Source organism: Nocardiopsis sp. MG754419 (assembly GCF_018207095.1).
Classification (GTDB): domain Bacteria; phylum Actinomycetota; class Actinomycetes; order Streptosporangiales; family Streptosporangiaceae; genus Nocardiopsis.
Genome location: NZ_QOCZ01000090.1, coordinates 16,448 through 27,470, shown reverse-complemented (window position 1 = coordinate 27,470; position 11,023 = coordinate 16,448). Strand labels below are relative to the sequence as shown.

8 protein-coding genes and 1 pseudogene are annotated in these 11,023 nt (G+C 65.3%); 2 read left to right on the top strand and 7 right to left on the bottom strand.

The genetic code is table 11. From position 1 onward, the window contains the following. The 4 genes and pseudogenes from DSY14_RS17500 to DSY14_RS17485 all read right to left on the bottom strand — a co-directional run. Positions 1-862, bottom strand: an 862-nt coding sequence (locus tag DSY14_RS17500) for a serine/threonine-protein kinase (RefSeq protein WP_211717654.1), incomplete at its 3' end; no start/stop codon positions are given. Positions 863-1,185: 323 nt separating this feature from the next. Then, positions 1,186-1,652 (bottom strand): annotated as a pseudogene (locus tag DSY14_RS17495) (NUDIX domain-containing protein). Between the two features lie 222 nt (positions 1,653-1,874). Further along, positions 1,875-2,246 (bottom strand): hypothetical protein, encoded by a 372-nt coding sequence (locus DSY14_RS17490; RefSeq protein ID WP_211717653.1) that lies wholly within the window; start codon positions 2,244-2,246, stop codon positions 1,875-1,877. A 10-nt stretch (positions 2,247-2,256) separates the two neighbouring features. Beyond that, positions 2,257-2,814 (bottom strand): ATP-binding protein, encoded by a 558-nt coding sequence (locus DSY14_RS17485; protein ID WP_211717652.1) that lies wholly within the window; start codon positions 2,812-2,814, stop codon positions 2,257-2,259. A gap of 365 nt (positions 2,815-3,179) precedes the next feature. Between DSY14_RS17485 and DSY14_RS17480 the strand changes: the two genes are divergently transcribed. Together DSY14_RS17480 and DSY14_RS17475 are read left to right on the top strand one after the other, a co-directional pair. Then, positions 3,180-4,043 carry a helix-turn-helix transcriptional regulator gene (locus DSY14_RS17480; RefSeq protein ID WP_211717651.1) on the top strand — a complete coding sequence of 288 codons (864 nt, stop codon included), beginning with the start codon at positions 3,180-3,182 and terminating at the stop codon, positions 4,041-4,043. Then, entirely contained in the window at positions 4,040-4,246 is a 207-nt protein-coding gene (locus tag DSY14_RS17475) for a DUF397 domain-containing protein (RefSeq protein WP_211717650.1), read from the top strand. Before DSY14_RS17480 ends, DSY14_RS17475 begins: the two co-directional genes overlap by 4 nt. Positions 4,247-4,396: 150 nt before the next feature. Here the strand turns inward: DSY14_RS17475 and DSY14_RS17470 are convergent, their stop codons facing one another. The 3 genes from DSY14_RS17470 to DSY14_RS17460 are packed head-to-tail and all read right to left on the bottom strand — an operon-like array spanning position 4,397 to position 10,940. After that, positions 4,397-7,603: a type I restriction endonuclease subunit R gene (locus DSY14_RS17470; protein WP_211717649.1), complete on the bottom strand. Its 3,207-nt coding sequence runs from the start codon at positions 7,601-7,603 to the stop codon at positions 4,397-4,399. Then, the gene (locus tag DSY14_RS17465; protein WP_211717648.1) at positions 7,600-8,934 is read right to left on the bottom strand and encodes a restriction endonuclease subunit S; all 1,335 of its coding nucleotides are present in this window, start codon (positions 8,932-8,934) and stop codon (positions 7,600-7,602) included. Before DSY14_RS17465 ends, DSY14_RS17470 begins: the two co-directional genes overlap by 4 nt. Continuing rightward, on the bottom strand, positions 8,931-10,940 hold the full coding sequence (locus DSY14_RS17460) for a class I SAM-dependent DNA methyltransferase (protein WP_211717647.1): 2,010 nt from the start codon (positions 10,938-10,940) through the stop codon (positions 8,931-8,933). Before DSY14_RS17460 ends, DSY14_RS17465 begins: the two co-directional genes overlap by 4 nt. Between the last annotated feature and the right edge of the window lie 83 nt (positions 10,941-11,023).

Sequence of the window (11,023 nt, the reverse complement as noted above, 5' to 3'; positions counted from 1 at the left end):
GGTCGGACTGAGGCAGGTGGGGGACGAGGCGTTCGTAGACGTCCTGCGCGGTGGCGGGCCGGTCCTCGGGGTCCTTGGCCAGCAGGTCCATGACGAGCCGGTCGAGGTCCTGGGGCAGGTCGGGACGATGCGCGGACGGCGGCCGGGGCTTCTCCTCCACGTGCGCCCGCTGCAGAGCGAAGGGAGCGTAGCCGGTGGAGAAGACCTTCCGACCGGTGAGGACCTCGTAGAGCACACAGCCCAGCGAGTACAGGTCACTGCGCGGATTGACCCCGCCGGCCAGGACCTGTTCCGGGGGCATGTAGGCGCAGGTTCCCAGCTGGCTGCCGGTCATCGTGATCCGGGTCATGTCGGTGCGAAGGACGGCCGCGATACCGAAGTCCAGGACCTTGACCGTCCCGTCGTCGGCGACCATGACATTTCCCGGTTTGAGGTCGCGGTGGACGACGGGGACAGCGTGGGCGTGGGAGAGCGCTGAGCAGATCTGCGCGGCCACGGCGGCCGCCGCCGCGACCGGCATCGGGTCCGGGTCGTGTTCGCTGATGACGTCGCCCAGCGGGACCCCCCGCACGAGCTGCATGACCAGGTAGAGGAGCCCCTTGTCGGTGTCCACGGCGGCGTCGTAGACCGCGGGCACGTTGGGGTGCTCGATGCGGGCGGTGATGCGCGCCTCACGCCGGAACCGGGCGGCCGTCTCCGCGTACTTGGCGGTGTCGTCCACCAGTTCGGGCCGGATGACCTTGATCGCGACCTGGCGGTCCAGGACGGTGTCGTAGCCGCGGAAGACCTGCCCCATCCCGCCGGTGCTGATCGGAGCGGTGATCTCGTAACGGTCGGCGATCCGCTCGGGTGTGGCGTGCAACGGGCCCCATTCCGTCTCGGGCGCGGCCGCCGCCCTCCCGGACCGGCCACGCGGCTGTCGCGTCCTCCGGTGGCGATCCTACGGGGGTGCGGGGCCGGAGCGGCGGCCGATGGTCCCCAATCGGACATCCGGACCGCGGCGCCGGCTGGGAAGTGCGTCCTGCGTCGTGCCCGCCGGTGGGTGTGGAACCGGCCCCGAGCCGCTCTCTCCGGGTCCCGTCGGGTCGCGGGGCGACGGGGGCAACCCCGCTCGTGGTCAGAGGCCTCTCTCTGAGGGGGAGGCACCGACACGGCCCCGCCTTCCGGGGTGTTCCACCCAGCGAATCAGCCCGCGTGAGGTGTGTCCCGACTCAGCGCGTGTTCCACGCACAGGCGCTGGGTGTGGTGCATGTCCGATCCCGCGATCTCCTCGGCGGTGAACCAGCTCGCCTCGTGTGACTCATCGCTGACTGTGAGCCCTCCCCCGACGACCCGAGCGCGGAAGCACACGTTGAACTGACGGCGCACCTCCCCGTCGCTGTAGGCGATCACGTGCCGGGCGTCGGTGTAGGTGCCCCCACCCCCGTCATCTCCGCCTCGTCACCGGTCTCCTCACGCACCTCCCGCACGGCCGCCTCGGGGAGGCTCTCGGTCATGTCCATAGCCCCGCCCGGCATCGCCCACAACCCGGTGTCCACCCGGCGCTGCAACAGCAGGCGGCCCTGGTCGTCAGCGACGGCCGCGCTGGCCGCGACCACCAGACTGTTGGGCACGGGGGCGTTCGGATCGTCGTAGTACTCGGTTCTTGCCATCTGCTGCTTCACTCCTCCAACGCTCGGGCGGTGTGCCATACGGCGTCCATACCGCGGGCGTAGGCGTCGAACATCCCCCCGGGGGCCGTACGCTTCAGCCGCAGCAGCGGGTTGCCATAGGAGTTGACCCTGTTGATCGAAGGGTGAACCGGGGGACGATGGCCGCGCCGACCCCTCGGGAGCCGGCGCGGCCATCCGTGCGGTGATGGCGAAGGCGAGCCGTTACAACAGGCCCGCGCTGAGGTGGTGGGCCAGCGCCCCGGCCAGCGCGGCCAGGGTGTATCCGGTCAGACGCCAGGCGGTGCGCCCGAGGCGGCGAGGTTTGCGGTGGCCGTGCGGACGCCGGGGACGACGCGGGAGCGGCGGGCGCTGCGGGCGGGGCTGGGGCGGGAGTGGACCGTCATCGGGAGCCGGCCGGGGCCTGGGCACCACGGGTTCCGGAAGGCGTCGCGGTACCGGTGAGGGTTCGTGCGGGCTCTCGGACGGATGCGGGTCGCGTTCGACCAACCGGGCTTCCTGGATCCCCATCCAGGAGGGCAGAACACCGTGGGCCTGCCGGTAGGCCATCCTGGGGTTGCCCTGCATCTGGACCAACAGACGCTGCTCACGGGTAGGCGGCGGCGAGTGGGCCGAGCGGTACAAGGGGCGCACCGGGGGCGCCTAGGGTGAACTCGGCCCACACCGCCGTTCCCAACCCGGCACAGAACGGGAAGTCCACCACCGCCCGGCTCCCCCACCGGGCGGCCAGGGCGTCGACGATCAGCAGGCCCCGACCGCGTTCGGCTTCGGCCCACTCAGCAGCGGTGCGCTGACACGGGATCTCCGGATGGGTGGGGGTGTCGGAGCGGGTGCCGTCATCGACGACCGACAGGTGCAGGGTGCGGGCGGCAGGCATGGCCAGGGTCCGGACGAGACGGCCTCCCGGCTGTCCGGAGAGGGAGTGGCCAACGCCGTTTGCGAACATCTCGCTGGCGCACAGGATCACGGTCTCGGCCAGGTCAGGGCACAGACCCTCCAGCCGGAAGAGGTCGGCGCGCAGGTCCTCGCGCACCCAGGCGGCCTGGGCGAGGTCACCGGGGTAGACGCGGGAGGGCCAGCGCCGTCCCTCGAAACCCGGGGTGGGCGTGTGGAAGGGCACGCGGGAACGCGGCACAATGGTCATGTCGGCAGGCTCCTTCTGTGTGCAACAGGTGTGGTTGTCGGCTTGGGCTCTGGGGGCGGCGCAATCGCCCCCAGAGCCCGCTTTCATGTAGCCGCTCGGTATGGCAGCCGCTCCGGTGGGAGGCCCACCGGCAGGAGGCGGCGCAACCGATCGCACAGTCCGCATCCCTTTGCCAGGCGCATTGCATGCGGACCCATGCATGCACGCGCCCCCTGTAAATCCGGGTGACTCGTGCGGTGATCACTGCCTCCACCTCTATAGTGAAGCAGACACACTGAAAATCCAAGTGTTGGAAAATAAGTTGGTTGACATATCCCAAATGAGAAGTTTGCAGGTCACGGGATAATAGAGTGACGGTCCATCACATGAACGAGGAGACAGCCGTGGCCCAGGGTTCCCCCGTACGGCGTCGTTATCTGGTCAGCCAGCTCAAGCGTCTACGCGCAGAGGCTGGGATCTCACAGAGCGAGGTTTCCAAGCGCATGGGCTGGGAGTCCGGCAAAGTCATCCGGATCGAGACGGGCAAATTCATACGGCTGAACTCGGCTGACGTCGCTGAACTATGCCGTCTGTACGGGTCGACCGACGGTCTTCGTGAAGAACTGGTGGAGATCGCCAAGGCCTCACGCAAGCAGAAACCCTGGTGGTTCCAGTACAAGGACGTCGGTATCGGCACCTTCTACGGATTGGAGCACGAGGCCGCCAAGATCCAGCAGTACACGATCGGGCTGGTACCGGGGCTTCTCCAACACCCCGACTACGTCACGGCCATGATGGATCGGGGTTATGTCTCCGATGAGGCGGAACGCACACGCCGAGTAGAGGCCCGTCTACAACGCCACAGCAACGTCCTGGAGCGCGAACAACCGCCGAGAATCTGGACGATCCTCGATGAGTCGTGTCTACGCTGTGTCATCGGTGGTACCGAGGTCATGTCCACCCAGTTGAAACACCTGTTGGACCTCAGCAGTCGTCCTTTTCTCAACGTTCAGGTGCTCCCCGCGTCAGCAGGCATGTCACGCACCTACGGCTTCTCGATGCTGACTTTCGAGGAGAACGACCGTGCCCTGTTCGTGGACGTCCCCCCGAACGGTCTGTTCTTCGAGGACCGGGAGGACCTCTTGGAGCACGAGATAGCGTTTGACCAACTACAAGCGTCCGCGCTCTCCACAGCGGAGACGCGCACCTTCCTCACGACGCTGGTCACCGAATACAGAAGGCCGTCATGACTGCGAACACCATCACCATCGACACCTTCGTCCCGGCTCGACCGTGGCATAAGGCGAGCTACACCAACGACCGTGGTGAATGTGTGGAAGTCGCAGAGGGGCCGGTCACTGGAGTCCGGGACACCAAGCACCGGGAGCTGGCCGCGCTCTTCTTCAGCGCCGACGAGTGGCGGGCCTTCATCGACACCGCGAAGGGCGCCTGAACCTCCTGGCCAGCGTCTCGTCTACGGTCCCACCTCTGGGAGTGCCCCGGCGCACGACCGTGCTCCTGGGTCGGAACCATCACCCTTCGGCCCCGCCTACTGTGAGCCAGCGGGCGGGGCCGAACGCTTCGCGAATCAGGCGGGCAGGCCTCAGACCGTGCTGAGGCCGTTGCGCTGACGCAGGAGCCGGTAGGCGGCCCGGCTCATCGCCCGGTTGATGGAGCTCTGGAAGTCCGGCTCACCGATGTAGCGCTCGGTGAACTCCACCCCGCTCTCGTAGCGGTCCATGACAGCGTCCTTCATCGCCGGCTCGAAGGCGTGGCGGAAGGCCTCCTCGTCGTTGCGGACAGCGGCCATCTCCACATCGGGGTTGTCGACGACCGTCTGGAAGCGTTCCTCCATCATGAGCCGGTCCGCCTCGTTGAGGTCGTGGCCGAAGTGCTCGTTGAAGAGCTCGATGAGCTCCGACAGCAGCTCCTTCTTGGGGTCGTAGGCCCCGCCGGCGCCGTCGGAGAAGCCGGGCAGCTCTTGGTCGCCCTCGGGGCTGAGCTTGAGGTCGTGCTCGCCGGTACGGAACATCTTCAGGTGGCTGAGGTCCACCTCACCGATGTCGACGCCACCGTCGGTGCGGGCGGGCAGCCTGCGCAGCAGGAACCGGCCGTACAGGTAGAGGCGTTCGAGTGCGGCGTCCGGGTAGCGCATCACCTGAGAGAGGAACGCGTACTTGGTGACGTAGTCGTTCAGGTCCGCGCGGAACCGGTCGGCGCCGTCGCGGTCGTCCTCCTCCTCGCTGTCCAGGAGGGCGGCGTAGCGGTCCACTGCCGAGGCGATGAACCGGTTGAGTTCGGGGTGGTTGCGCACCGCTTCGTCCCCGATCCCGGCGTCGAGGCCGTGGAAGGCCTCCGCGAACCCCTGGAGGTCGGGTTCGTGGACGACGTCCACGTCGTGCATGACCCGGTACTGAATGGTGTGCAGGATGTCCGGGTCGGCCTCGCCGGTGACGGCGCGCTCGTAGTAGGGCAGGAACGACTGCCGGATCTCCTCCGCGTCGTTGGCGAAGTCCAGCACCCGCAGGTCGCTCTGGCTCTTGAGCGGGTGGGTGCGGTTGAGCCGGGACAGGGTCTGCACGGCGGCCACACCCTTGAGGGACTTCTCCACGAACATGGTGGTGAGCAGCGGCTGGTCGAAGCCGGTCTGGTACTTGTCGGCGACGATGAGGAGCCGGTACTCCTGGGCGCCGCGCGAGGCCGCGTTGGCGTCGTCGGCCCTGGTGTAGGCGAAGCGCTTGGGCAGTTCCGACTCGGGGAATCCGTTGCGGGAAGACTCGGTGACGTCCTCGCCGGTCGTGGGGTGCGGGAGGGAACCGGAGAAGGCGACTAGGACCCCGGGGTTGGGGGCGCCACTGTCCGCGAGGTAGCTCTTGACGGCGAGGTACATCCGCAGGGCCGCGGCGCGGGAGCTGGTGACCACCATGGCCTTGGCGCGTCCGCCCATCTGCTTGCGGGTGACGGTGTTGAAGTTCTCCACGATGATCTCGGCGTGCTGGGCGAGCGTCGAATCGTGCAGCAGGGCGAACCTGGCCAGCTGCGACTTGGCCTTGCCCGCGTCGACCTCGGGGTCCTCGGTGTTGCCGTTGAGCAGCCGGTACTGGGTGGCGTAGGTGATGTAGCTTCGCAGCGGATCGAGGATGAACCCCTCTTCGATGGCCTGGCGCATCGAGTAGGTGTGGAAGGGCTCGAAGTCACCGGTGTCCTCGTTGCGCACCCCGAACAGGTTGAGGGTCTTGTGCTTGGGGGTGGCGGTGAAGGCGAAGTAGGACAGGTTGGTGCTGCGCCCCCGGTACGCGGCCGACTTCAGGAGCGCCTCCTCGGTGGACTCGGGGTCCCGGACGCTGGTGGCACCGGTGCCTCCGGTGTTCTCGGCGTCGTCCGTGTCCTCACTGTCGTCGTCGGTGTCCAGGCCCAGTTCGCGCAGAGCCTTCTTGACGTCCTTGGCGGCCTCGCCGCTCTGCGAGGAGTGGGCCTCGTCGACGACGATCGCGAAGCGGCCGCCCCGGATCTCGGTGGGTTCCCGCTTCAGGTAGTCCAGCAGGGCCGGGAAGGTCTGGAGGGTGACGACGACGATGCGCTCACTGGAGGTGGACAGTGCCTCGGCGAGCTGCGCGGACTTGGAGCCGCCCTTGCCCCCGACCCAGCGCACGAGGCCGGCCACCTGGGAGAAGTCTCCGACGGTGTCCTTGAGCTGCTTGTCCAGGACCGACCGGTCGGTGATGATCACGGTCTTGTCGAAGACGGGGGTGTTGGGCTCCAGGCCCGCGTCAGCGGCGGCCGGATCCATGAGGGCACGGTCGGCGGGGGTGTGCAGGGAGGAGAGCCGGTGGGCGAGCCAGGCGATGGTGTTGGACTTGCCCGAGCCGGCCGAGTGCATGACCAGGTAGTTGTTCCCGGCGCCGTGGCGGGAGGCGTGGTCGACCATGCGGCGCACGGCGTGCCACTGGTGGTATCGGGGGAAGACGACGGTGTCGCGGCGTCGGCCCTTACCGTCCTTGTCCCGCTTGACGTGGACGAACCTCTCCAACAGGTCCATCCAGTTGTCGACGTCCCAGACCTGCTCCCACAGGTAGGCGGTGCGGTACCCAGAGCTGTCGGAAGCCGGGAGGGGGTTGCCCGCCCCACCGGTGCGGCCCGCTCCGTTCGAGCCCGTGTTGAAGGGGAGGAATCGGGTGTCCTTGCCAGAAAGCCTGGTGGTGAGGAAGACCAGGTCGGGGTCGACGGCGAAGTGCACGAGGGCGCGCTTGGCGAAGAGGAGTTCGCGGGGGTCGCGGTCACGGGCGTACTGGTGCTTGGCGTGGTTGACGTTCTGCCCGGTGAGCGGGTTCTTCAGCTCTGCGGTGGCCACGGGAAGGCCGTTGACGAACAGCACCAGGTCCAAGGCGTTGCCCTGGTCGTCGTCCTTCGCGGCATAGCGGAGCTGGCGTGTGACGGTGAGCCGGTTGCGCTCGTAGTCGTCGAGAGCGCCCTCGGCGATGGTGTGCGAGGGCTTGAAGTAGGCGAGGTCGAACTTCAGGCCCTCGACGGTGGCGCCCTTGCGCAGGACGTGGAGGGTGCCCTCGGTGTCGATGCGCTTGGCGAGCGTCTTGGCGAAGGTGGCCTGCGCCTGGTCCTGGCTGCCACCGCAGCGCGCGACGAGCTCGTTGAAGGTGTCGATCTGGGTGGCGCCGAGGAAGGTGAAGAGCTGGGCGGTGTCCAGACCGAGTTCGGCGCGGTAGCCGGAGTTGTCGCCCTGGGTCCAGCCGCGCGCGGCCATCGAGGCGACGATGTGGTCTTCGAAGGTCCTCTCGTCGTACACGGGGCTCATGACAGGTCGGCTCCTCGCGCGGTAGTGACGTCGATCTGACCGGTGACGGCCGCGGTGATCAGGGCTCGCTTGCGTTCTTCCAGAAGGTCGATCTGACGGCGCAGCACGGAACGAATACGGGTTACAACCAACAAACCTTCATTCACTTCCTTCACTGCTTGCTTTTGCCCTTCAAGGGAAGGCAGGGGGATCGGAAAAGATCTCACCTTGCTACTACTAGTGGAAGCAAGGTTAGTACTTCGAACCCCCGTCGCCTCAAAATAGCAGCGACCGTGAAAAGATCGAGTAAGAAGCGATAGATATTCAGCATCCAGTTGTTTTTTATCTGGCCTCAAGGCAAATATATGATTCTGATGAAGTGCCCCAGATATTTCCCCTCGCCAAACCACCCCCCGACCAAGCTTGTCGATGTCACCACCCTCAGTCATAAGAACATCACCAGGGCGCAAAGTAGAGCCGTCTGCAATCGATTTCGGCACCGTAATAACAGACACCGAATCAAGGTCCAGGCAATCTGCTTTAACATTTGCCACTCGCAGATAAGGACGCGTAACATCACTATCCGAGAGCTTCCTTGAAGAGTCGACCGTAATTCCACCCTGGATACCACAGACATACCCAAGACGAACTACCGGCAACCCGCCTTCAATATTCGAAAACCAAGGAAAGGGGAAATTCCCCACGGCATCGCCCACCACACCGGGAACCAAACGCTCAGAGATCAGACTCATCGAACGTTCTTCCAGCAAGTCCAACTGCTGACGCCGGACTTCTAAAGTATGGTCAATTCGAGCCCCCTCAGAATCGAGGAATTTAGCAATTCTCCGCTGCTCCTCCAAGGGGGGCAACGGAACCGATGCCGACCCCAGGCGCTCCCTACTCAACTCGATCTGATTCGTAGATCCGACTACCATAGATGAGTACATGAAGTCATAGAACGGACGACTACTGAGCACATAGTAGGCATATCGAGAGAACAAATCGTTTTCCCGAGGCCGCACAATCGTTAGATGCCCATCGGCAACAGCCGGACGCCCGTCGGGAGAGGCTTCAAAAAATCCAACCCTACCAAGGGTACCAGTGCCCGTAGAATTAATAATGACATCCGAAGGCTTCAGGAATCCTTTCAGCCTTTTCGGATTATCTGAGAACTCTTGGAACTTACCCTTGGACCAGTCGAGATTACTCCCTCGGTTGACTGCCTGGTTTACCGCATGAATCGGCCCGTCATCAACATAGTTCGGGGCTGACCCTCGCCCCAGGAAATTTGTCACCAGCTTCAACGGAGCGGACCGCCAAGCATCTGGAATGCTCGAGAAAAAGCTCGTCACTTCGTCACCTCTCCCAGGAGTCGCTGGATCTCGGCCTCAAGCTGCTTGAGTTCGGCATCGATCTCCTCCAGTGGCCGTGGCGGCGTGTACACGTAGAAGTGCCGGGTGAAGGGGATCTCGTAGCCGATCTTCGTTTTCGCGTACTCCACCCAGGCGTCGGGTACGTGCGGCAGGACATCGCGCTCCATGTAAGCGTCGATGTCCGCCTCCAAAGGGATGTTCTCGAAGTCGCGCAGATCCGCGTCCGGCTCCGGCTGGCCCTTCTTCAGCTGCACCTCGCCCTCGGGGTCTCGGACCGACACCGCGCTCCACACGGCCTTGGTCACCGCTGTCGGCGGCTTGTCCACACCGCCCTCGGCTAGGGTCTGCTGGATCCGGTCGGCGAACTCGGTCCTCTTGAAGCACGGCTCCCCGCCCTCCAGGGACCGCAGCGCGTCGATCAGCTCCGCCTTCTGCTCGTACTTGGCCGTGGTCTTTCCCTTGTCCAGGGCGGCGGCCAACTCGTCCAGGTTCTCCTCGGTGACCTCGAAGCGCAGCTTCAGCGGGCGTTCCACGGTGATGCGCTGGTAGCCGAAGTCCTCGTTGCGGAAGACCTTCACCTTGCCGTGCAGCGGGTGCTCGGGATCCTCCGCGACACCGTGCGCGTCCGCGTACAGCTGCGTCAGCTCGGTGATCTGCTCGTCGCTGATCTGCTTGCGCTTGTCCCCCAGGGACTTGCGCATCTTCACCCAGTGCTCGCGGGCGTCGATCAGCTTCACACGGCCCCGGTGGGCACGGTCCTTGCGGTTGGTGAGGATCCAGAAGTAGGTGGAGATGCCGGTGTTGTAGAAAAGCTGATCGGGCAGGGCCACGATGGCCTCCAACCAGTCGTTCTCCAGGATCCATCGGCGGATCTCGGACTCCCCGGACCCGGCGGCACCGGTGAACAGCGGGGATCCGTTGAAGACGATCGCGATGCGACTGCCGCCGCTCTGCTCTCCGTCGGTGCCGACCGTGACCGGCTTCATCTTGGAGACCATGTGCTGGAGGAAGAGCAGCGACCCGTCGTTGATGCGCGGCAGTCCGGCACCGAACCGGCCCGAGAAGCCGAGCTCGTGCTCGGCCTCCACGTCGTCCTTGACCTTCTTCCACTCCACCCCGAACGGCGGGTTGGCGAGCATGTAGTCGAAGGTGCGGCTCTTGTGCCGGTCGTGGCTGAAGGAGTTGCCGAACTTGATGCGCTCGGGGTCCTGGCCCTTGATCATCAGGTCCGAACGGGAGATCGCCCACGACTCGGGGTTGAGCTCCTGGCCGAACACGACCGCTTTGGCGTCCGGGTTGAGGGCCTTGATGTGGTCGTGCATCTCGGTGAGCATGCCGCCGGTGCCGCAGGCCGGGTCCAGGATCTGGCGGATGATGCCGGGGACCCGCAGGGCGTCCTCGTCCGGGGCCAGGAGGAGGTTGGCCATCAGCTTGATGACCTCTCTGGGGGTGAAGTGCTCACCCGCGGTCTCGTTGGACATCTCCGAGAACTTGCGGAGGAGCTCCTCGAAGACGTAGCCCATCTGCACGTTGGAGATCCGGCCCGGCGACAGGTCCAGGTCGGCGAACTTGCCCACCACCTGGTACAGCAGGCCGGAGTTGTCCAGCTTGCGGACCTGGCCCTCGAACTCGTACTTCTCCAGCACCTCGCGCGCGTTGTGGGAGAAGGCGTTGATGAAGTGGGTGAGGTTGTTCGCCGCCTGGGAGGGGTCGGCGGCGATGCGCTCGAAGGTCAGCGGGCTGGTGTTGTAGAAGCTGTGACCGGCGGCCCTGAGCACGAACTCGTGGTGGACGGGCTTGTCCTTGAACTTCCCGTGTGCCTCCAGGACCTGCTTCTTGGTGGGCTCCAGGACGCAGTCCAGACGGCGCAGCACGACGAACGGCAGGATCACCTTGCCGTACTCGGACTGCCTGTAGTCACCGCGGAGCAGGTCCGCGACCGACCAGATGAAGCTCACCAGCTCCTGGTGGGTACTCGAATTCACCGGGGTCCTTCCAAAAGGGGTGTACTGCCGAGGGTTATTGCTGAGGGTTCCGAGCGGGGTGTACATCAAGTCTGGCTGATGCC

Bases quoted from the DNA above. Each gene is read 5' to 3' on its own strand.
- DSY14_RS17485 (WP_211717652.1), bottom strand. From the start codon at position 2,814: ATGACCATTGTGCCGCGTTCCCGCGTGCCCTTCCACACGCCCACCCCG.
- DSY14_RS17480 (WP_211717651.1), top strand. From the start codon at position 3,180: ATGAACGAGGAGACAGCCGTGGCCCAGGGTTCCCCCGTACGGCGTCGT.
- DSY14_RS17475 (WP_211717650.1), top strand. From the start codon at position 4,040: ATGACTGCGAACACCATCACCATCGACACCTTCGTCCCGGCTCGACCG.
- DSY14_RS17470 (WP_211717649.1), bottom strand. From the start codon at position 7,603: ATGAGCCCCGTGTACGACGAGAGGACCTTCGAAGACCACATCGTCGCC.